The sequence below is a fragment of the Kocuria rosea subsp. polaris genome, from assembly GCF_001483755.1.
In the GTDB taxonomy this organism is placed as follows: Bacteria; Actinomycetota; Actinomycetes; order Actinomycetales; family Micrococcaceae; genus Kocuria; species Kocuria cellulosilytica.
On sequence record NZ_LQBK01000042.1, the window covers coordinates 70192 to 91046 of the forward strand.

Annotated in this window: 22 protein-coding genes; 3 read left to right on the plus strand and 19 right to left on the minus strand. The window is 73.9% G+C overall.

From position 1 onward, the window contains the following. Window positions 1-181 precede the first annotated feature (181 nt). The gene (locus AVL61_RS18550) at window positions 182-1108 is read left to right on the plus strand and encodes a trimeric intracellular cation channel family protein (protein WP_231738468.1); all 927 of its coding nucleotides are present in this window, start codon (window positions 182-184) and stop codon (window positions 1106-1108) included. Between the two features lie 38 nt (window positions 1109-1146). Here the strand turns inward: AVL61_RS18550 and AVL61_RS16805 are convergent, their stop codons facing one another. From AVL61_RS16805 to AVL61_RS16815, 3 genes are all read right to left on the minus strand, one after another. Beyond that, window positions 1147-1809, minus strand: coding sequence for a GntR family transcriptional regulator (locus AVL61_RS16805; RefSeq protein WP_058875472.1), 663 nt, complete (start codon window positions 1807-1809; stop codon window positions 1147-1149). Between the two features lie 78 nt (window positions 1810-1887). Further along, window positions 1888-2391: a DUF3830 family protein gene (locus AVL61_RS16810; RefSeq protein WP_058875473.1), complete on the minus strand. Its 504-nt coding sequence runs from the start codon at window positions 2389-2391 to the stop codon at window positions 1888-1890. After that, window positions 2388-3833 carry an amidase gene (locus AVL61_RS16815; protein WP_058875474.1) on the minus strand — a complete coding sequence of 482 codons (1446 nt, stop codon included), beginning with the start codon at window positions 3831-3833 and terminating at the stop codon, window positions 2388-2390. Before AVL61_RS16815 ends, AVL61_RS16810 begins: the two co-directional genes overlap by 4 nt. A gap of 92 nt (window positions 3834-3925) precedes the next feature. Between AVL61_RS16815 and AVL61_RS16820 the strand changes: the two genes are divergently transcribed. Beyond that, window positions 3926-4636 (plus strand): maleate cis-trans isomerase family protein, encoded by a 711-nt coding sequence (locus AVL61_RS16820; protein ID WP_058875475.1) that lies wholly within the window; start codon window positions 3926-3928, stop codon window positions 4634-4636. A gap of 26 nt (window positions 4637-4662) precedes the next feature. On the opposite strand, the gene AVL61_RS16825 is transcribed toward AVL61_RS16820, so the two are convergent. The 16 genes from AVL61_RS16825 to AVL61_RS16900 form a co-directional block, all read right to left on the minus strand. Beyond that, entirely contained in the window at window positions 4663-5427 is a 765-nt protein-coding gene (locus AVL61_RS16825; protein ID WP_157571484.1) for a maleate cis-trans isomerase family protein, read from the minus strand. Window positions 5428-5530: 103 nt separating this feature from the next. Further along, window positions 5531-5950: a DUF3151 domain-containing protein gene (locus tag AVL61_RS16830; RefSeq protein ID WP_058875476.1), complete on the minus strand. Its 420-nt coding sequence runs from the start codon at window positions 5948-5950 to the stop codon at window positions 5531-5533. Window positions 5951-6127: 177 nt separating this feature from the next. Beyond that, window positions 6128-6730 carry a PIN domain-containing protein gene (locus AVL61_RS16835; RefSeq protein WP_082697267.1) on the minus strand — a complete coding sequence of 201 codons (603 nt, stop codon included), beginning with the start codon at window positions 6728-6730 and terminating at the stop codon, window positions 6128-6130. 47 nt (window positions 6731-6777) lie between these two features. Further along, on the minus strand, window positions 6778-7218 hold the full coding sequence (locus AVL61_RS16840) for a helix-turn-helix domain-containing protein (protein ID WP_058875478.1): 441 nt from the start codon (window positions 7216-7218) through the stop codon (window positions 6778-6780). 184 nt (window positions 7219-7402) lie between these two features. After that, the gene (fbaA, locus tag AVL61_RS16845) at window positions 7403-8425 is read right to left on the minus strand and encodes a class II fructose-bisphosphate aldolase (protein ID WP_058875479.1); all 1023 of its coding nucleotides are present in this window, start codon (window positions 8423-8425) and stop codon (window positions 7403-7405) included. A gap of 88 nt (window positions 8426-8513) precedes the next feature. After that, entirely contained in the window at window positions 8514-9164 is a 651-nt protein-coding gene (locus AVL61_RS16850) for a TrmH family RNA methyltransferase (protein WP_058875480.1), read from the minus strand. Continuing rightward, the gene (pyrE, locus tag AVL61_RS16855; RefSeq protein WP_058875481.1) at window positions 9157-9738 is read right to left on the minus strand and encodes an orotate phosphoribosyltransferase; all 582 of its coding nucleotides are present in this window, start codon (window positions 9736-9738) and stop codon (window positions 9157-9159) included. The genes AVL61_RS16850 and pyrE overlap by 8 nt, the downstream gene beginning before the upstream one ends. 25 nt (window positions 9739-9763) lie before the next feature. Next, window positions 9764-10522 carry an SDR family NAD(P)-dependent oxidoreductase gene (locus AVL61_RS16860; RefSeq protein ID WP_058875482.1) on the minus strand — a complete coding sequence of 253 codons (759 nt, stop codon included), beginning with the start codon at window positions 10520-10522 and terminating at the stop codon, window positions 9764-9766. A gap of 68 nt (window positions 10523-10590) precedes the next feature. Beyond that, complete coding sequence (locus tag AVL61_RS16865; protein ID WP_058875483.1) at window positions 10591-11799, minus strand: acyl-CoA dehydrogenase family protein; 1209 nt, start codon at window positions 11797-11799, stop codon at window positions 10591-10593. A gap of 114 nt (window positions 11800-11913) precedes the next feature. Next, window positions 11914-12573 (minus strand): sulfate/molybdate ABC transporter ATP-binding protein, encoded by a 660-nt coding sequence (locus tag AVL61_RS16870; protein WP_058875484.1) that lies wholly within the window; start codon window positions 12571-12573, stop codon window positions 11914-11916. Continuing rightward, window positions 12570-13376: an ABC transporter permease gene (locus AVL61_RS16875; RefSeq protein ID WP_058875485.1), complete on the minus strand. Its 807-nt coding sequence runs from the start codon at window positions 13374-13376 to the stop codon at window positions 12570-12572. Before AVL61_RS16875 ends, AVL61_RS16870 begins: the two co-directional genes overlap by 4 nt. Further along, window positions 13373-14143: a molybdate ABC transporter substrate-binding protein gene (gene modA / locus AVL61_RS16880; RefSeq protein ID WP_058875486.1), complete on the minus strand. Its 771-nt coding sequence runs from the start codon at window positions 14141-14143 to the stop codon at window positions 13373-13375. The genes AVL61_RS16875 and modA overlap by 4 nt, the downstream gene beginning before the upstream one ends. A gap of 7 nt (window positions 14144-14150) precedes the next feature. Then, entirely contained in the window at window positions 14151-14549 is a 399-nt protein-coding gene (locus tag AVL61_RS16885; protein WP_058875487.1) for a TOBE domain-containing protein, read from the minus strand. A gap of 60 nt (window positions 14550-14609) precedes the next feature. Continuing rightward, window positions 14610-16472: a DNA helicase RecQ gene (gene recQ / locus AVL61_RS16890; RefSeq protein WP_408669432.1), complete on the minus strand. Its 1863-nt coding sequence runs from the start codon at window positions 16470-16472 to the stop codon at window positions 14610-14612. A gap of 120 nt (window positions 16473-16592) precedes the next feature. Further along, window positions 16593-18947, minus strand: a complete 2355-nt coding sequence (locus AVL61_RS16895; RefSeq protein WP_058875488.1) for a glycoside hydrolase family 65 protein — start codon at window positions 18945-18947, stop codon at window positions 16593-16595. Between the two features lie 49 nt (window positions 18948-18996). Next, window positions 18997-19812, minus strand: coding sequence for an enoyl-CoA hydratase (locus AVL61_RS16900; RefSeq protein WP_058875489.1), 816 nt, complete (start codon window positions 19810-19812; stop codon window positions 18997-18999). 159 nt (window positions 19813-19971) lie between these two features. Between AVL61_RS16900 and nadE the strand changes: the two genes are divergently transcribed. After that, window positions 19972-20796, plus strand: coding sequence for an ammonia-dependent NAD(+) synthetase (gene nadE, locus AVL61_RS16905; RefSeq protein WP_058875490.1), 825 nt, complete (start codon window positions 19972-19974; stop codon window positions 20794-20796). Window positions 20797-20855: the final 59 nt, after the last annotated feature.

A 20855-nucleotide genomic window follows, 5' to 3' on the forward strand; every position in this document is an offset into this window, starting at 1 on the left:
CGGCGTCGGCTCAGCTCCTGTCGCTCATTCTGGCGGAACACCGGGATCTCGCGCCATTGTGACCTGCCTCTCCCGCTCCGCGGCCCGCCGGAGCAGCGCCTCCGGGGACGCGGTCCCCGGAGGCCGGGGCGCGGGGGCCGGGTGCTACTCTCGGGCGTCGGTGGGCCGTGGAGGAGGTGGCGTGGACGTGGTGGCGGTGCAGGACCTCGACCCGAGCATGGCCTTCGACGTCGTGGACCTGCTCGGCGTGCTGACCAACGGCATCCTGGGCGGGGCGGTGGCGCGCCAGCTGAAGATGGACCCCGTGGGCTTCCTGTTCCTGGCCGTCGTCTCGGCGCTCGGCGGCGGCCTGCTGCGCGACACCCTGCTGCAGGTCGGCTTTCCCGTGGCCCTGACGAACCCCGCGTACCTCATCACGGCGATCGCCGGGGCCGCGGTCGCCTTCTTCCTGCAGCTCCAGGGCAAGTGGACCAACCGCGTGCTGGTCGTGGCCGACGCCCTGGCCGTGGGCTGCTGGGCGGCCACGGGCACCGGAAAGGCCCTCGACGTGGGCCTGACCTGGCTGCCGGCCGTCATGATCGGCGTGATCACCGCCGTGGGCGGCGGGATGATCCGCGACATCGCGGTGGGGCGGGTGCCGATGATCTTCGGCGGCAACACCCTCTACGCCACGGGTGCGGTGATCGCCAGCGCCGAGATGGCCGTGCTGCACGGCCTGGGCTACCCCAACTGGGGCATGGCCGCGGCGATCCTCACGGCCGCCGCCGTCACCGTGGTGGCCCGGCGGCGGGGGTGGCGGCTGCCCGGGGCGGGCGAGTGGAACGTGCGCCTGCCCAAGCGGGACTGGCCCCGCCCCACGTGGCGCCCGCGCGGGCCCGGCCGCCGCAGCGGCACGGGGACCCGCAGCGGCCGGCGGACCCGCAGCGGCCCGGGGACCCGCAACGGCTCAGGGCCGCGCCACGGTGAGCCGCCCCGCAACGGTGAGCAGCCCCGGTACGGCGAGCCGCCCCGCAACGGTGAGCGGCGGAACGCCGAGGACCGCGGAGACGGCCCCGGTGATGGTCTCGGTGACGGTCCCGGCCGGGGCGAGGATCCCGGCGTGCCCTGACCGGACCGCTCCGGCCCGGAGCACGCCCCGGGGACCGCTCAGGCGCCCAGCACCCGCTCGAGGCCGTCCTGCATGTGCGCCCGCAGCAGCCCGTCCGCGCGCTCCGCGTCCCCCTCGTCCAGCGCCGCCACGATCTCGGCGTGCTCCCGGAGGCGGGCGTCGGCGGACTCGTAGGTCCCCTGCATGCCGGTCAGGGACATCCGGATCTGGGTGAGCAGCGTCCGGTGCATGTTGAGCAGCCGGGGGCTGCCCGCGAGCTCCACGAGCAGCTCGTGGAAGTGCAGGTCCGCCTCCGACATCTCGTGCCCGTTCGGCTCCGGGGCGGCCTCCCGCATCGCGACCAGCGGCACGGCCAGGGCCTCGGCGGCCCGTGGCCCCGTGCCCGTGGCCACGATCCGGCGCACGGCCGCGCACTCCACGGCCTCCCGGGCGAGGTACATGTCCCGGACCGCGTCCTCGGTCAGCTCCATCACGAACAGGCCGCGGTTGCGGTGGCCCACGAGCAGGCCCTCCTGCGTGAGGCGCTGCATGGCCTCGCGCAGCGGCCCGCGGCTCACGTTGAGCTCCCGGGCCAGCTCCTGCTCCACGAGCTGGCTCCCGGGCGGGAAGCGCCCGTCGGCGATGGCCTCCCGCAGGATCCTGGCGATGAGCGCAGGGGTCGACTCCTGGACCACGGGAGGAAGGGTCGACCGGGCTGCCATGCTGCTCTCCATCTGTTGCACGGCCCGGGGCGGGCGCCCGGACCGAGGATCCATCCTAGTTCGCGCCACGGTGCCGGCTCAGCGCCTCTCCGCGCGGGCGAACCGCAGGGTCTCCCCGCGCGCCCCGCCCATCCACACGTCCTGGCACGCGGCGGCCAGGTCGTCGAGGCCGTCCTCGATCGTGGCGAAGACGTTGCCCGGCACCCAGCCCACGTCGCCGTTGAGCAGCAGGTTGTTGCGCCCGTAGAAGACCGCGAGGTCGATGAGCAGCCGGTGCTCCGAGGTCCCCGAGGAGGCGTCGTAGCCGTAGGCCGGGTTCTCGAGCACCCCGTCGAAGCTGAAGTAGCAGAGGTCCCCCGGGATCGGCGTCACCGTCTGGTTCTCGGGCCCCGGCTCCTCGGGGGCGAACCCCGGGACCAGCGCGTAGATCTCGTTGCGGGCGAACTTCCCGTGGAAGACCTGTCCGGCCAGCGGCAGCGCCTGCCACACGGCCTCGGCGGTCCGGGGGGCCTCGCGGTCGAGGAGGCGGGCGCGGGCCGTGACGGCGCGGCGCTCCAGGGTGACGGTGAGGTAGCGGGTCACGGGGTGCTCCCTTCGGCGACGGCGGAGGAGGACCGGGCGGCGAGCGGCGGGCGCAGGGGGTCCCGGCCGGCCGCGGCCTCGTAGGCGGCCGCGACGTCGAGCACCCGCTGGTCGCCGTGGCGCGGGCCCACGATCTGCAGGCCGACGGGCAGGCCCTCCCCCGTGAGTCCGCACGGGACGGTGATCGCGGGCTGCTGGGTGAGGTTGAAGGGGTAGGAGTAGGGCGTCCAGCTGGTCCAGTCCGGGCTCGGGGACCCGGCCGGGACGTCCGTGCCGGCCTCGAAGGCCGTCCGGGGCAGCGTGGGCGTGACGAGGACGTCGTAGCGCTCGTGCAGCAGCCCCATCCGGCGGCCCCAGGCCATGCGGCAGGCCGTGGCGTCGAGGTAGTCCTGGGCGCTGAAGCCGTGGTGCCGCTCGAGCGCGGCGCGCAGGGAGGGGTCGATCCGCTCGCGCGCGCCCGGGCCGTAGCCGGCCACCACGGACGCCGCGCCGCTGAACCAGAGCACGTGGTAGGCCCACGCGGGGTCCTCCTCGCCCAGCTCCACCTCCTCGACCGACGCGCCGAGGTCCGCCAGCACCCCGACGGCCGCCCGGACGGCGCGCTCGACCTCGGGGTCGTTGGTGCCGTAGCCCAGGTCCGGGCTGAAGGCCACGCGCAGGCCGGCCGCCCGTTCCGGACCGGCCAGCCGCCCGAGGAAGCTCCCGGTGGGGGTCGGCAGCGCCGACCAGTCGCGGGGGTCGTACCCGGACAGGACGTCGAGCATCGCGGCGGTGTCGGCCACGGTGCGGGTCATCGGCCCGGCGTGGGCCAGCGTGCCGAAGGGGCTCGCCGGGTACAGGGGCACCAGCCCGTAGGTGGGCTTGAGCCCGACGATCCCGCAGAAGGAGGCGGGGATGCGCACGGATCCTCCGCCGTCGGTGCCGACCGACAGGGCGCCGAGCCGGGCCGCGACCGCGGCGGCCGAGCCGCCCGAGGAGCCGCCCGCGGTCCGGGCGGTGTCCCAGGGGTTGACCGTGACACCGGTGCGGGGGCTGTCGGTGACGCCCTTCCAGCCGAACTCCGGGGTGGTGGTCCTGCCGACGAGCACCGCGCCGGCCTCCTGCAGACGTGCCACCGACGGCGCGTCCTCCTCCCACGGCCCCGTCTCCTCGATGAGCAGGGAGCCCCGCAGGGTGGGCCGGCCGCGGGCCAGCAGCAGGTCCTTGACGGTGGTGGGCACCCCGTCCAGCGGCCCGCGCCCCGCGCCGCGGGCCCAGCGCTCCTGGGACTGCCGGGCGCCGGCCAGCGCCGCGTCCCCCTCGACCAGGCAGAAGGCGTTGAGCACCGGGTCCACGGCCTCGATGGCGCGCAGCGTCGCCTCGACGACCTCGACGGGCGAGAGCTCACCGGCCGCGTAGGCCGACGTCAGCTCCACCGCGGACAGCTCCAGCACGTCCTGCACGGGACCTCCTCCGGACGCTACGATTGTCGACAATCAAACTGTAAGCTTTTCGTCGATCCGGTCAACCCCGCCGGGAAGGAGGTGCCGGGACCGTGCACACCGTGGTCATGCTCTATCCGGGGCACAGCGCGGAGGACGACTACGAGGTGCTGGAGCGCCTCGTGCCGGACGCCGCCTTCCCCGTGGTGCGCACCTGGGAGGGCGGCACGGCGCACGACGTCGCGGCGCTGCTGGACCTCGGCTCCCGCCGGCACCTGGAGCCCGCGGCCCGGCGGGCGCGCGCCCACGCCCCGGACGCCGTGCTGTGGGCCTGCACCTCGGGCAGCTTCGTGCACGGCCGGGAGGGCGCGCGGGCGCAGTCGGACTGGGTGGGCGCGGCGAGCGGGGTCCCCGCCTCCTCGACGTCCTGGGCCTTCGCCGCGGCGGTCCGGCACCTGGGGGCCCGCCGGGTCGCGGTGGCGGCGACCTACCCGGCGGACGTCGCGGCGCACTTCACGGCCTTCCTGGCCGGGGACGGCATCACGGTCACGGCGCTGTCCGCCCACGACGTCCCCAGCGGCGAGGACGCCGGGCGCCTCGACGCCGAGTGGCTGCTCGGGGCCGCGCGCGCCGCCGACGTCCGGGGCGCCGAGTGCCTGCTCGTCCCGGACACGGCCCTGCACACGGTGGCCGCCCTGCCGGGGCTCGAGCGGGCGCTCGGGCTGCCCGTGCTGACCGCCAACCAGGTGACGGCGTGGCACGGGCTGCGGCTGGCCGGGCACCCCGCCCGCGCCGACCGGCTCGGCGCCCTGTTCCGGGCCTGACCCCGGCACCGAGCGGGCCGCCCGGGTCAGGACCGCTCGACCTCCGGGGCCGGCAGGGCGCACAGGCGCTGCCCCGGGCCCTCCGGGGCGAGGCCCATCCGGCGCAGGCCCGCCCACAGCGTCACCTGGTTGGCGCTCAGCACCGGCTTGCCCAGCTCCTCCTCGAGGGGCGCGATGAGGTCGTAGGTGGGCAGGTTGGTGCACGCCACGAACACGGTCTGGGCCCCCGGCCGGTCCGCCCGGCGGACGAGGTCCGCCGTCACGGCGTAGGGGACGTGCCAGATGAGCCGGTCCAGCCCCAGCCCGGCGCAGGCGACGACGTCCTTGCCGTCCTCCGCGAGGAAGTCCTCCAGCCGCTGCGTGAGCCGCTCGACGTAGGGGGTCGCGATCGCGAGGGCACTCACGCCCAGGACGTCCAGGGCCTCCAGCAGCGCCTCGGACGTGGTGACCGCCGGGACGCCGGCCTCCTCCGCGATCGTCCGGGAGATCCGCCGGGCCCCCTCCCCGCCGTGCACGAAGCTGCCGGAGGTGCAGGCGTAGACCACGGCCTCCGGGGCCACGGCCGCCAGGGAGCGGGCCGCGGCCCGGATCTCGGCGTCGTCGCCGATCCGCGCGGCCATGAGCTCGTCGACCACCATGGGGTGGAACGGGGTGCGCGCCACCGCGAGGGACGTCGGCGCGGGCATCCACCGCCACATCTCCCGGTCGAGAGCCATGTCGTAGGGGTTCACGACCCCGAGCACACGGTGGACCCCGGGGCCCTCCGGGATCGGCATCTGCAGGGCTGCCATGCCTCCATGCTGGCACCGTGCCGGCCGGGCGACAACGGTCGTGACCGCGCACGACGACGGCCCGGGGACGTCAGCCGTCCCCGGGCCCGTCCGGCCTGCCGGATCAGCGCTGCAGCTGCTCCGCGGCGGTGGGGTCCGAGTCGTTGAGGAACTTCTGGATGCGCTCGGCCTCGTCGAACTCGCCGATCGCCGCGGCCGCCCGGCCCAGGGCCGCGAGCGCCCGCAGGAAGCCGCGATTGGGCTCGTGGGAGAACGGGACGGGCCCGTGGCCCTTCCAGCCGTGGCCGCGCAGGGCGTCGAGGCCGCGGTGGTAGCCCACGCGGGCGAAGGCGTAGCCCTCGAGGGTGCGGCCCTCGGCGAGGGCGTCCTCGGCGCACATGGCCCACGCGAGGGAGGCCTTCGGGAAGCGCGCGGCGAGGTCCTCCGCCTCGTCGCCCGCCTCGATGCGCTCGGTCAGCCCCGGGTCCTCGGTGAGATGGGTGGGCTCGGGGCCGCCGAGCAGGTTCTTGCCGGTGAGGGACATGCTGTGTGCTCCGTAGGTCTCTGTGCGACGGGGCCTGGCCCCGGATGATCATCTCTAAGCCTACGCGGCGGGTGGCTCAGGTATGTCTCGGCCTCTGCAAGCAGGTGCGACCAATATCCGGGCAGTTGTGAGTGCTGCAAGTAAGGCCGAGGGAGAAAAGTGAGCAGGAAGCCGTACCTACCACCGACCGCTCATCGCCATCGTTCTCAGCACCTCTTCGACCTGCGAGGCGAACTGGCACAGCTGAGCGGCGCGCAGACGCCCGGGCAGGTCGACATCGCCGGGACTCCTTCTGCTCCAATATCCGAGCTGGTCTTCGACCAGCGCAAACAGAAGTCCGGGCGAGCTGTCCGCCATGAGCACGAGGAAGTCGTCCGGCGTCCACACTTCATAGGGCAAGTCATCGAGGACATGACCATCGACCGCGTGGAATCCTGAATCCTGCGTGATCACCATGTCCACACCGGCATGGACTGCCGCTGCATGAACATGAGCGTCATTCGGATCGGCGAAGGGTGAGTCCATGATGGCGTACCCGGTGACAAGGGCCTGCGGAAAGGCTCCCTCCAGATCCCGCCTCTTCTGGCCGATGCTGCTGTCAGGCGCCGTGGGGTTCTTTCGCCTCAATCGGTACATCCACTCGGACAGGACGTCCTCCGTCCAGTGGGGCACGAACATCCCCTCTCGGCACAGCAGTGCTCCCCGAGCGATCCAATCCCGGCAAGCACGGGAGAAGAGGACGTTGGCGTCGAGGAGGACGTGAGTGGGGCCAGCATTCATGACCTTGAGTCTATGAGCGCCGGCCCCACGCGCACGGTACGACTGGACTAGGGTGCCATCTCGAGATCCTCGGAGGGATTGCGCAGACGTTCGAATGCTTGGTCGCGCGCTTCCCACTCGGATTTCCGGTATGCCAGAACGTCCTCCGCGCGAAGACGGGTGTGCTTGCCCACCGAGCGCGACGGGATCCTGCGCTCCCGCACCAGCTTCATCAGTGTCGGACGGGACATCCCCAACATCTTGGCCGCAACCGTCGTGGTGACTTCTTCTGGCGTACCCCCAATGGATACGTGCTGGCCTTGGGCCACTCGCTTCAGCAGATCTTCCACAAGTCCGGCGAGCTGAGCCGGAACCTCATGGGAGCTCTCGCCTATCTGGATCCGCACTGTCGGACTCGTCTGGCTCTTGAGAGCTGAGACGAGTTCACGAGCCTGTTCGATCTGGACCTTTGTAGGGTCGAGGATCTCAAGCCTCGATGTCTTGGACATGGTTCCTCCTTCATGTCTGATCATGGCACCCTCGAACAATAAGTGCAATAAGTGCAATGCCTGAATGAGGTAGAGGAAGAACCGATGCTCGCACGTGGAAAGAGTGACGGCGGCGTCCCGCGCGGGCAGGGCGCCGCCGTCGCCCGCCGCGGCCGCGCAGGGCGGCCGCGGCGGGGTGGAGTCGCTACTTGACGGAGGTCCCGGCGGAGCCGAGGTTCTGGCAGGCCTCGACCACGCGGGCGGCCATGTGCTCCTCGGCCAGGGCGCCCCACACGCGCGGGTCGTACTTCTTCTTGTTGCCGACCTCGCCGTCGACCTTGAGCACACCGTCGTAGTTGGTGAACATGTGCCCGGCGACCGGGCGGGTGAAGGCGTACTGGGTGTCGGTGTCCACGTTCATCTTGACCACCCCGTACTCCACGGAGTTCGCGATCTCCTGCGCGGTGGAGCCGGAGCCGCCGTGGAAGACGAGGTCGAAGGGACGGTCCTTGCCGATCTTCTTCCCGACCTCCTCCTGGATCTGCTGCAGCAGCTCCGGGCGCAGCTTGACGCCGCCGGGCTTGTACACGCCGTGCACGTTGCCGAAGGTCAGGGCGGTGAGGTACCGGCCGTTCTCGCCGGCGCCGAGGGCCTCGACCGTGGCCAGGCCGTCCTCGACGGTGGAGTAGAGCTTCTCGTTGATCGCGTTCTCCACGCCGTCCTCCTCGCCGCCGACCGCGCCGATCTCGACCTCGAGGATGATCTTGGCCTTGTTCGTGCGGGCCAGCAGCTCCTGGGCGATCTTCAGGTTCTCGTCGAGCTCGATGGCGGAGCCGTCCCACATGTGGGACTGGAAGATCGGGTCCTCGCCGCGGGCCACGGCCTTCTCGGACTCCTCGAGCAGCGGCAGCACGAAGCCCTCGAGCTTGTCCTGCGGGCAGTGGTCGGTGTGCAGGGCGATGTTGACGTCGTAGTTCTTCGCGACCTCGCGGGCGAAGGCGGCCATCGCGAGCGAGCCGGTGACCATGTCCTTCACGGAGGCCCCGGACCAGTAGGCCGCCCCGCCGGTGGAGGCCTGGATGATGCCGTCCGAGCCGGCCTCGGCGAAGCCGCGGATGGCCGCGTTGAGGGTCTGGGAGGACGTGACGTTGATGGCCGGGTAGGCGAAACCCTTCTCCTTGGCCCGGTCGATCATCTCGGCGTAGACATCAGGGGTTGCGATGGGCATGCTGGCTCCTTCGGTTCGGGTGTGGCCTGGCTCCCACTCTAGCCAAACCGGCGCCGGGGGACGACGGGTGGACGCCGCGGGTCGCCCGTCACACGACGGGCTGGCCGAAGACGTGCCGCCGGATCCAGGCGTGCATCGCCACCGCGGCCGCGGCCGAGGCGTTGATGGAGCGGGTCGAGCCGAACTGGGCGATGGACAGGGTGGTCCCGGCCGCCGCGTGCATCTCGGGGCTCAGCCCCGGTCCCTCCTGGCCGAGCACCAGCACGCAGCGCGCCGGCAGGTCGTAGGTCTCGAGCTGCTGCGAGTCGGGGAAGTTGTCGATCCCGATCACGGGCAGGCCCTCGGCGTGCGCCCAGTCCGTGAACTCCTCGACGCTCGCGTGGTGGCGCACGTGCTGATACCTGTCGGTGACCATCGCTCCGCGGCGGTTCCAGCGCCGCCGGCCCACGATGTGCACCTCCCGGGCGAGGAACGCGTTGGCGGTGCGCACCACCGAGCCGATGTTGAGGTCGTGCTGCCAGTTCTCCACGGCCACGTGGAAGCCGTGCCGGCGGGTGTCGAGATCGGCCACGATGGCGTCCATCGTCCAGTACCGGTAGGCGTCCACGACGTTGCGCCGGTCCCCGTGCTCGAGCAGCTCCGGGTCCCACTGCCCGCCCTCGGGCCAGGGGCCCTCCCAGGGGCCGACGCCGACCGCCGGGGCCGCCGGGGCACCGGCCTCGTCGACGGGGTCAGTCAAGCCCGAACTCGTCCTTCGTGAAGGCGTAGAGGCACGGCACGCCCGCGGTCTCCTCGATGCGCTCCTTGGCGCCGGTCCGCCGGTCCACGATGATCGCCACGGCCACCACGTTGGCGCCGGTCCGCTGCAGGGCCTCCACCGCGGTGAGCGCGGAGCCGCCCGTGGTGGAGGTGTCCTCCACCACGACGACGTCGCGGCCCCGCACCGGGGGGCCCTCGACCTGGCGGCCCATCCCGTAGCTCTTCTGGGCCTTGCGGACCACGAACGTGTCGATCGCCCGGCCCTGGTCACCGGCCGTGCGCATGATCGCGTGGCCCACGGGGTCCGCGCCCATGGTCAGCCCGCCCACGGCGTCGCAGGAGATCCCCGCCTCGTCGAGCAGGGCCAGCATCACCTGGCCCACGTAGCGGGACGCCTCGTGGTGGAGGGTCACGCGGCGCAGGTCCACGTAGTAGTCGGCCTCGATGCCGCTGGCGAGCGTCACCTTGCCCCGCACCACGGCGAGGTCGGTGATCAGCTGGCGGAGGCGGTCGCGGGCCGTGGCGAGGTCGACGGGCGAGAAGTCGGTGGTCATGGGCCCCAGTCTATGGGGCGGACCCTCAGCGGGGCGCCATGCGCAGCGCCCCGTCCATGCGGACCGTGGCGCCGTTGAGGTAGTCGTTGTCGAGGAACGTCGCCACGAGCTGGGCGAACTCCCCGGGCCGGCCCAGCCGGCGCGGGAACGGCACGCCCGCGGCGAGACCGGCCCGGAACTCGTCGCTCACCGCCGCGAGCATGGGCGTCTCCACCACCCCGGGGGCGATGGTGTTCACCCGGATCCCGGCGCTCGCGAGGTCCCGGGCCGCGGTGATGCCCAGGCTGTGCACCCCGCCCTTCGACGCCGCGTAGGCGGCCTGCCCGACCTGCCCCTCGAACGCGGCGACGGAGGCGGTGTTGACGACCAGCCCGCGCTGCCCGTCGTCGTCGACCGGGTCGGTGGCCGCGATCCGCTCCGCGGCCAGCGCCAGGACGGTGAACGTGCCGAGGAGGTTGACGCGCAGCACGGTCTCGAACAGGTCGAGGTCGTGCACGCCCTGCCTGCCCAGCACCCGGGCGGAGGGGCCGATGCCGGCGCAGTTCACCACGGTGCGCAGGGGCCCGGCGGCGGCCGCGGCCGCCACGGCCTCGCGCACCTGCTCCCGGTCGGTGACGTCGGCGGGGACGTGGCGCACGCCGGGGACGTCGGGGGCCTTCTCGATCGCGGCCGGGAGGTCGACGGCGAAGACCCGCACGCCGCGCCCGGCCAGCATCGCGGCGGTGGCGGCGCCGAGTCCTGAGGCGGCTCCGGTGACGAGGGCGGAGGTGTCGGTGACGTCCATGCGGGCTCCTTCCGGGGAGCTGCTCGGGGGTGGTGGGAGGTGGCCGGGCGGTGGCGCGCGGGCCCCGCTCAGACGAACGCGGAGACGCCCGTGACGGCGCGGCCCACGATGAGGGCGTTGATCTCGTAGGTGCCCTCGTAGGTGTAGAGGATCTCGACGTCGTTGAAGAGCTTGGCCATCTCGTGGTCGGTCACCACGCCGTTGCCGCCGAGCAGGTTCCGGCCCAGGGCGGCCGACTCCCGGGCCAGGGAGGTGGTGGTGGCCTTGGCCAGGGCGGCGTGGGGCATGTCGAAGCCGCCGTCCTCCTGCAGCCGGGCGATCTGGGCCATGAGGCCCAGGGTGGCGGTGGTGTTGCCGAGGATCCGGGCGAGGGGCTCCTGGACGAGCTGGAACTTCGCGAGCGGGCGGCCGAACTGCGTCCGGGCCAGGGCGTAGGCCCGGGCGACGTCGAAGATCGCCAGCTGCACCCCGGCCGCCTGCCAGCCCACCCAGGCGCGGGAGTTGCGCAGCATCTCGTTGGCCGCGGCGAAGTCCTGCGCCCCGGGCAGGGCGCCGGCGGCGGGGATCCGGACCTCGTCCAGGACGATGTCGGCGTTCTGCATGATCCGCAGGCCGATCTTGTGCTCGATCTTGGTGGCGGACCAGCCCGGGCGGTCGGTCTCCACGAGGAAGCCCTTGACCTGCCCGTCGGCGGTGTCCCGGGCCCAGACGATCGCGACGTCGGCGATCGTGCCGGCGCCGATCCAGCGCTTGGTCCCGGTGAGCACCCACTCGTCGCCGTCGCGGGTCGCGGTGGTGGCCAGTCCGCCGGCGATGTCGGAGCCGTGCTCGGGCTCGGTGAGGGCGAACGCGCCGAGGGCCCGGAAGCGGCGCAGCTCCGGCAGCCACCGGGCCTTCTGCCCGGGCGAGCCCAGGGCGTCGATCAGGTCGACGACGAGCTCGTTGTGGATGCCCACGAGGGCGCTCAGGGAGACGTCGGCCCGGGCGACCTCGGCGTAGGCCAGGCCCCGGAACAGCCGGCTCGCCCCGGAGAGCTCGAGCTCGCCGAGCCCGTGGGCGGCCAGGTCCGGGAGCAGGTGGGACGGGAACTCCTCGCGGTTCCAGTACGGCGTGACCACGGGACGGACCTGCTCCTGGAGGAAGGCGCGCAGCTCGGCCAGCCGCGCGCGCTCGGACGGGGGCAGCAGGGCGGCGAAGCAGAAGAGGTCGGCGTCCGGGAAGGGGATGCCGGGGTGCTGCTCCACGGACGGGGATTCCCCGCGCAGGACCGGGTTCATGGGATGTCCTTTCGTCGGTCCGGGCGGAGGGGTGGCCCGCCGGGACCGGGTCGAACCGTACGGTGGTGAGCACATCGTACTGTGATCCAGCTCACCGCCGGCGGAGGGGGCGGCTCACCGCGGACCGGCGACCCGGCCGTTCTCGAGCACCACGACGCGCTCGGCCAGCGCGGCGGCGTCCTCGGGGTCGTGGCTGATGACCAGGGCGGTCCGGCCCTCCAGCACCCGGACGAGCAGCTCGCGGACGACCGGCGTGGTGGCCGCGTCCAGGGCGGAGAACGGCTCGTCGAGCAGCAGCAGCCGCGGCTCGGCCGCCAGGGCCCGGGCGATGGCCACGCGCTGCGCCTGCCCGCCGGAGAGCTGGGCCGGGCGGCGGCCGGCGAACTGCTCAGCCCCCACCTCGGCGAGCCAGTGCCGGGCGGCGTCCCGGGACCGGGCGCGGCCGGCGCCGCGGCTGCGCGGGCCGAAGGCCACGTTCTCGAGCACGCTCAGGTGCGGGAACAGCAGGGGCTCCTGCGCCATGAGCGCGATGCCGCGCTCGTGCGGGGGCGCCCAGCTCCCGCGCCCGGAGCCGTCGAGGTCGAAGAGGACGGACCCGCCGAGGGTGCACCGGCCGGTGTCCGGTACGAGCAGCCCGGCGAGGACGGCGAACAGGGTGGACTTCCCCGCGCCGTTGTGGCCGGTCACCGCCACGGTGGCCCCCGGCGGGACGCTCAGCGAGAGGGCCCAGTCCCGCGCGGCCACCCGGGCGTCCACGGACAGTCCCTCCGTCATCGCCGGCCCGCCGTCCGGCGCCCGGGGGCCGTGAGCCCCACGACGAGCACCGCCACGACCACGAGCACGAGCGAGAGGGCGACGGCGGCGTCCGGGTCGGTCTCCCGCAGCAGGTAGATCTCCAGGGGCAGGGTGCGGGTGGTCCCCTCCAGGCTGCCCGCGAAGGTCAGGGTGGCCCCGAACTCGCCCAGGCAGCGCGCGAAGGAGAGCACGGCGCCGGAGGCCAGTCCCGGCAGCACCAGGGGCAGGGTGACGCGCCGCAGCACGGTGGTGGGCCGGGCGCCGAGGGTGGCCGCGACCTCCTCGTAGCCGGCCGCGGCGCTGCGCAGCGCGCCCTCGAGGCTGACCACGAGGAACGGCAGCGCCACGAACGTCTGGGCGAGCACCACGGCCACGGTGGTGAAGGCGATGCTGATCCCGGCCAGCTCGAGGTGGCGCCCGACGAGCCCGTGGCGCCCGAAGGTGTGGAGCAGGGCGATCCCGCCGACCACGGGCGGCAGCACCAGGGGCAGCAGCACCAGCGAGCGCAGCAGCCGGGCGCCGGGCGGCCGCGCGCGGGCCAGCACGAGGGCCAGCGGGGCGCCCAGCAGCACGCACAGCGCGGTGGAGGCGGCCGCGGTGCGCAGGCTCAGCCACAGGGCGGTGCGGGAGGACTCCGAGGTGATCAGGCCGAGGAAGCCGCCCCCGTCCACCCGGGCGAGCATCCCGAGGACCGGCAGGACCACCACCAGGGCGCCCAGGGCGGCCGGGACCCACACCCAGCCGGGGACGGTGCTGAACCCGCGGGGACGACGCCGGATCACGGCGCCCCGAACCCCGCCCGGGCCAGGACCTCCCGGCCGCGGTCGCCGGCGACGAGCTCGAGGAACTGCCGGGCCGGCGCGTCGGCGTCCGCGAGCGCGGCGACGGCCGGGCGGGTCACGGCCCGGGACGCCTGCGGGACCTCGACGACCTCGACCGCGTCCCCGGCCGAGCGCGCGTCCGTGGCGTAGACCAGGCCGGCGTCCGCCTGGCCCGAGACGACCTTGCCGAGCACGCCCGTCACGGCGCCCTCCTCGCTCACCGGGCTCAGCCGCACGCCCGTGGCCTCCTCGACGCGTTCCGCGGCGGCGCCGCACGGCACCTGCGGCGCGCACACCACGACCTGCACGCCCGGCTCGGCCAGGTCCCGGAAGGTCCCGACGCCGGCCGGGTTTCCTGCGGGCACGACCACGGTCAGGACGTTGGTCGCGAAGACCTCGGGCGCGCCGTCGACGAGGCCGGCGTCCACGGCCGCGGCCATGCTCCGCTCGTCGGCGGTGGCGAGGACGTCGGCGGGCGCGCCCGCCGCGATCTGCTGGACCAGGGCGGAGGAGCCGGCGAAGTTCAGCGACACCTCCACCTCCGGGTGCTGCGCCTCGAACTGCTCGGCGAGCTCGGTGAAGACGTCCGTGAGGGAGGCCGCGGCGTGGACGTCGAGGACGGTGGCGGGCTCGCCGCCGGCCGCGGGGGACGGGCCGGCCCCGCACCCGGCGGCGCCGAGCCCGAGACCGGCGAGGAGGAGCGCGACGGCGGTGGTCCTGGTGTGCACCGCCGCCTCACGTCCCCGGGGTCTCGACGACGACGTCGGTCGACTTGACGACGGCCGTGGCCACGCGGCCGGGCTCCAGGCCCAGGTCCCGGACGGCCTCGGTGCTCATGAGGGAGACCACCCGGTGCGGGCCGCACTGCAGCTCCACCTGGGACATCACGGTGTCCGAGACGACCTCGGTGACCAGCCCCACGAACCGGTTGCGCGCCGAGCTGGCGACCCGCGCGGGGTCCTCGGGCCGCACGGAGCGGTCCTTGAGCAGGCGGGCCAGCTCCAGTCCGTCCACCACGGTCTGGCCGGTCGCGCCGCGGGTGCTGCGCAGCGTGCCCTGGTCGATCCAGCGCCGGACGGTGTCGTCGCTGACGCCGAGGAAGCGGGCGGCGTCGGCGATCCTGATCTCGGTCATGGCGCCACCCTATCCGCAGCTGCGGATGTAGGGGGAGAGATGGGACGCAGGTGCGGAGGGTCAGCTGCCGGTGACGAGCTCGCGGACGGCCTCGCCGTAGCGCTCGAGCTTGGCGTCGCCCACGCCGGAGATGCCGCGCAGCTCGTTGAGCGAGGTCGGCCGGGCCTGCGCGATCGCGGCGAGCGTCGCGTCGTTGAAGACGACGTACGCCGGCACGCCCTGCTCCTTCGCCACGGCGGCGCGCCAGGCCCGCAGCTGCTGGAAGAGCTCCTGCTGGGGCTCGTCCAGGGCCGGCGGCGCGGCGCCGCCCCTGGGCCGGCGGACGGCCTTGGCCCGCTCGGGCTCGCGGCGCAGGCGCACCTCCTGCCGCCCGCGCAGCACCTCCCCCGCCGCGTCGGTGAGCGCCAGGACGCCGTACTCGCCCTGCACCTGGAGCAGGCCCTGGGCCAGCAGCTGGCGCACCACGCCGCGCCACTCCTGGTCGCTCAGCTCGGTGCCGATGCCGAACGTGGTCAGCTCGGTGTGGCGCATCCGCACCACCCGCTCGGTCTCCCGGCCGAGCAGGATGTCCACCAGGTGCCCGGCGCCGAACTGCTGGCCCCGCTCCCGCTGCAGCCGCACGATCGTGGACATGAGCTTCTGCGCCGGGACCGTGCCGTCGAAGGCCTCGGGCGGGTCGAGGCAGGTGTCGCAGTTGCCGCACGGTCCGCTCGCCTCGCGGAAGTAGCGCAGCAGCTGCTGGCGGCGGCACTGCACCGTCTCGCACAGCGCGAGCATCGCGTCCAGGTGGAGCGTCTGGGCGCGCTTGCGCTGCCGGTCCCCCTCGCCGCCCTCGATCATCCGCCGCTGCTGGACGACGTCCTGCAGCCCGTAGGCCAGCCACGCCGTCGACGGCAGCCCGTCGCGCCCGGCGCGACCGGTCTCCTGGTAGTAGCCCTCGATGCTCTTGGGGAGGTCGAGGTGGGCGACGAAGCGCACGTCGGGCTTGTCGATGCCCATGCCGAAGGCGATGGTCGCGACCATGACGACGCCGTCCTCGCGCAGGAACCGGGTCTGGTGCTGCAGGCGCAGCTCGGCGGGCAGGCCGGCGTGGTAGGGCAGGGCGGGAACGCCCTGGCCGGCCAGCCACTCGGCCGTGCGCTCCACCGAGGCGCGGCTGAGGCAGTAGACGATGCCGGCCTCGCCCTCGTGCTCGGTCCGGATGAGCTGCAGCAGCTGACGGCGGGCCTCCTGCTTGGGCCCGACACGGTACTGGATGTTGGGCCGGTCGAAGCTGGAGACGAAGACGCGGGCGCCGCCCAGGCGGAGGTTGCGGACGATCTCCTCGCGCGTCTCCTCGGTCGCGGTGGCGGTCAGCGCGATGCGCGGGACCCCGGGCCAGCGTTCGTGCAGGATCGTGAGCCCGAGGTAGTCGGGGCGGAAGTCGTGGCCCCACTGGGCCACGCAGTGCGCCTCGTCGACGGCGAAGAGCGCGATGCGGGCGCGGTCGAGCAGCTCCGCCGCCACGGGCAGGCGCTCGGGGGCGAGGTAGAGCAGGTCGAGCTCGCCCGCCAGGAGCCGGCGCTCCACGGCGCGGCGCTCGTCGGCCGTCTGGGTGGAGTTGAGGTACGCGGCGCGCACCCCGAGCTGCTCGAGCGCGTCGACCTGGTCGTGCATGAGCGCGATGAGCGGGCTGATGACGACGCCAGTGCCCTCCCGGACGAGCGCGGGGATCTGGTAGCACAGGCTCTTGCCGCCGCCGGTGGGCATGAGCACGAGCGCGTCCTCACCCCTGCTGACGGCCTCGATGATCTCGGCCTGCTGCCCGCGGAAGGCGTCGTAGCCCCAGACGCGGGTGAGCACCTCGAGGGGCGTGGACGGCGTCGCGGGGGCGTCGCCCGGCGTCGTGGGCGGGGCGGTCCCGGTCGCGAAGGCGGCAGTCACCGCCGGGTCCTGCACGTCCCGCCCGTGCGGGGCGTGCGGCGGAGGCTGCGCCCCGCCGGGCCCCGGTCCGCTCCACGTCTCACCCACACGGCCAGGGTAGCCGGTGCGGGCGGGACGTCGTCACGAGCCGCGGGGAGCCCGGGGGGCGCGGCCCGGTGGCTGGCGCGGTGCGGGGGTGGGCGGGTGGGGGGCGCGCAGCGGGGCGTGCACGGGGCGGTCGGCCGTGAGGGTCACAGGCTCGTCGTCGATCCGCAGCGCGACCTCGCCGGGGTCCCCGTCCAGGAGCCGCACCGCCGTGCCCGAGCGCGTGATCTCCACGCCGAGCCGGCGGCCGCGCCAGTGGAGGCGGAAGGCGAGCCGGTGCAGCCGCTCCGGCAGCCGGGGGGCCAGGCGCAGCTCGTCCCCGCCCGTGTCCAGACCGCCGAACCCGCAGACCACGGCCAGCCACGACCCGGCGGCGGAGGCCAGGTGCAGCCCCTGTCCGGCGTCCTGCTGGATGTCCCGCAGGTCCACGAGGGCCGACTCGCGCAGGTACTCGAGGGCGAGGTCCAGGTGGCCCACGCGGGCGCAGACCACGGCCTGGACGCAGGCCGAGAGGGACGAGTCGCGCACGGTCCGCTGCTCGTAGTAGTCCAGGTCCCGGGCGGTCTGCTCGGGGGTGAACGCCTCGGCGCACCACCACAGGGCGAGGACCAGGTCCGCCTGCTTGACGACCTGGCGGCGGTAGATCTTCGCGTAGTGGAAGTGCTCCTCCACGGGGTAGCCGTCCTGCTTGGCCTCGAAGTCCCACTCGCGGTAGGTCGTGAACCCCGCGTTGGAGGGGTGCACGCCCCGCACGGCGTCGTAGGGCACGTGGATCGCGTCCGCCAGGGCCCGCCACCGCTGGAGCTCGTCCGCCGTCACGGACAGCCGCCCGATGTGCTCGCGGTGCTCCTCGCACGCGTCGGCGGCCGCCCGGAGATTGCGCCGGGCCATGAGGTTGGTGAACACGTTGTCGTCCACCACGCCGGTGTACTCGTCCGGTCCGGTCATCCCGAGCAGGTGGATGCGGCCCTCGTGGTCCTCGTGCACCATGGCGGCCCACACGCGCGCCGTCTCCACGAGGACGTCGACCCCGCCGACCGTGGTGAGGTCCTCGCCGGTGACGTCGGCCCACCAGCTGAAGGCCCGGGCGATGTCGGCGTTGACGTGCATGGCCGCGGTGCTGGCCGGCCAGTACGCCGAGGTCTCGTGCCCGTCGATGGTGCGCCACGGGAAGGAGGCGCCGCCCAGGTCCAGGACCTGCGCCCGCTGCCGCGCCCGGTCCAGGGTGGAGGAGCGCCAGCGCAGGAGGCGTGCGGCGTCCCGGGGGCGCAGCAGCGCGAGGGTCGGCAGCACGAAGCCCTCGACGTCCCAGAAGGTGTGCCCGCTGTAGCCGCCGCCGGTCAGTCCCTTCGCCCCGACCGGTGCCCCGTCGACGCAGGCCGCCGCCTGCAGGAGCTGGAACAGGTCGAAGCGCACCGCCAGCTGCAGCTCGGGGTCGCTGTCGATCTCCACGTCCGCGCCCGCCCAGTACTCGTCCAGCTCCGTGCGCTGGTCGGCGAGCAGCCCGTCCCAGCCGCGCCGCCGCGCCCCGGCCATGGCCGCGAGCACCTGGCCGCGGAGGTCCTCGGCGGGGTCGTCCGCGGCCGAGGAGTGGCACAGGTACTTCACGAAGCGCACGCTCTCACCGGGGCCGAGGTCGGCGACGACGGTCGTCACGACCTGGTCCTCGTCGCACTGCGTGCTCACGGCGCCGCCGGCCGGGAGGTCGACGTCGTGCTCGACCGCGGCGCCCACCCCGATCCCGCTGCCGTGGGTGCGGTGGACCAGGGCGCCGCCCGTCCCGTGGCAGTGGTGGATCTCGGGGCGGAACGGCTTCGCCAGGACCTCGGCCACGCGCGGGTCGGAGTTCTCCACCTTGGGCGGGGTGCCGTTGGCCACGAGGGCGGACCGGAGCACCACCTGGACGGAGCGGTCCACCGCCTCGACGGTGTAGTGGAGCGCGCTCACCGGGCGGTGGCCCAGCGAGACGAGCCGGGTGGAGCGCAGCCGCATCCGGGCGCCCCGGGGGGTGACCCACTCCGTCTCCCGGTGGAGCGTGCCGGCCCGCAGGTCGAGCACCCGCTCGTGCTGCTCCGGCGGCGAGTCCCGCACGTCCAGGGGAACGCCGTCCACCTGCAGGTGCACGGTGCTGCCGTCGGCCACGCCGATGATGGCCTGGCCGTGCTCGGGGTGACCGTAGCCGCCCTCGGGGTAGGACAGCGGGTGGTACTCGTAGACGCCCGAGAGGAAGGTGCCGCGGGAGTCGCTGGGCTGCGCCTCGTCCAGGGTGCCCCGGACCCCGACGTACCCGTTGGACAGGGCGAAGACGGACTCCAGGGCGCCGTGCGCGCCCGGGTCGAGGGCGGACTCGCGGACCTGCCAGGCGGGGGCTTCGTTCGACGGTGTCGGCATGGCACCACGTTAGCCCGCGCGGCCGGGACCGTCCGGGCGCGGCGGGAACTCAGCGGTGCGTGAACCGCGGCTCGCGCTTCTCCGCGAACGCGGCCATGCCCTCCTTCTGGTCCTCGGTGGCGAACAGGGCGTGGAAGAGCCGGCGCTCGAGGTGCACGCCCTGCGCGAGGGTGGTCTCGAACGCCGCGTCCACGGCCTCCTTGGCCGCGAGGACCGAGGGCAGGGACTTCGCCGCGATGGTCCCGGCGACGTCCAGGGCCTCCTGCAGCAGGTCCCCGGCGGGCACCACGCGGGAGACGAGCCCCGCCCGCTCGGCCTCCGCGGCGTCGATCTGCCGGCCGGTGAGGACCATGTCCATCGCCTTGGCCTTGCCCACCGCGCGGGCCAGGCGCTGGGAGCCGCCCATCCCGGGGATCACCCCGAGGTTGATCTCGGGCTGGCCGAAGCGGGCCGTGTCCGCGGCGATCAGGAGGTCGCACATCATCGCCAGCTCGCACCCCCCGCCGAGGGCGTAGCCCGAGACCGCGGCGACGACGGGGGTGCGCACGCGGGTGAAGGCGTCCCAGCCCGCGAACCAGTCGGCGAGGTACATCTCCGGGGCGCTGCGCCCGGCCATCTCCTTGATGTCGGCGCCCGCGGCGAAGGCCTTCTCCGACCCGGTCAGGACGATCGCCCCGATCCCGGGGTCCGCGTCCAGGGCGGTGGACGCCGCGACGACCTCCAGCAGGGTCGCGGCGTCGAGGGCGTTGAGCGCCTTCGGCCGGTGCAGGGTGATGATCCCGACCCTCCCGCGGACCTCGACCAGGATGTTCTCGTAGCCGGTCCCGTGGCTGGTCCCGTGGCTGGTCCCGTGCTGCTCGCTCATGCTGTGCTCCTGGTTCGCTCGGTCGGTCGGATCTCGGTGCTCCCGGCGGCGGGGGCGGGGCGGCGCAGGAGCATGGCCCGCATCCTACGCACCGCGCCCGTGGTTCCCGGCAGGTGCGCCCTTGCCCCGCCGGGAGCGCCCCGCACTAGCATGGGGCCCATGCGGACACTGCAGGCAGCAATCATCGAAGAGATGGGCGTGAAGCCCGAGATCGACCCCCAGCAGGAGATCGAGGCGCGCGTCGGCTTCCTCTGCGACTACCTGCGCGCCAGCGGCACGAACGGTTTCGTGCTCGGCATCAGCGGGGGCCTCGACTCCACGCTGGCCGGCCGGCTGGCCCAGATGGCGGTGGACCGGCTCGCGGAGGAGGGCGTGGAGGCGGACTTCGTGGCCGTCCGGCTGCCCTACAACGTCCAGCACGACGAGGACGACGCCCAGGCCGCCCTGGAGTTCATCCGGCCGTCCAGCACCGTGACCTACAACGTGGCCCCCGCCGTGGACGGCTTCGAGGCCGAGTTCCGGGAGGCCACCGGCCGGGAGATCTCCGACTTCAACAAGGGCAACATCAAGGCCCGCGTCCGGATGACGGCCCAGTACGCGATCGCCGGGGAGCGGAACCTGCTCGTGATCGGCACGGACCACGGCGCCGAGTCCGTGACCGGGTTCTTCACCAAGTACGGCGACGGCGGCGCGGACGTGCTGCCGCTGTTCGGCCTCGACAAGCGGCAGAACCGGCTCCTGACGAAGACCCTGGGCGCGCAGGAGCGGCTGTGGGCGAAGGCCCCCACCGCGGACCTGCTCGACGACGCCCCCGGCCAGACCGACGAGGCGGAGCTGGGGCTGTCCTACGACGACATCGACGACTACCTGGAGGGCCACGAGGTCGACGACGCCGTGGCGGAGAAGATCGAGCACCGCTGGCGCATCACCCGGCACAAGCGCACGACCCCGGCCACGCTCCTCGACGACTGGTGGCGGGCCTGACGCCGGGAGCACCCGCGGAGCGGCGGAGCCGCGCACCCCGGCCGGGGTGCGCGGCTCCG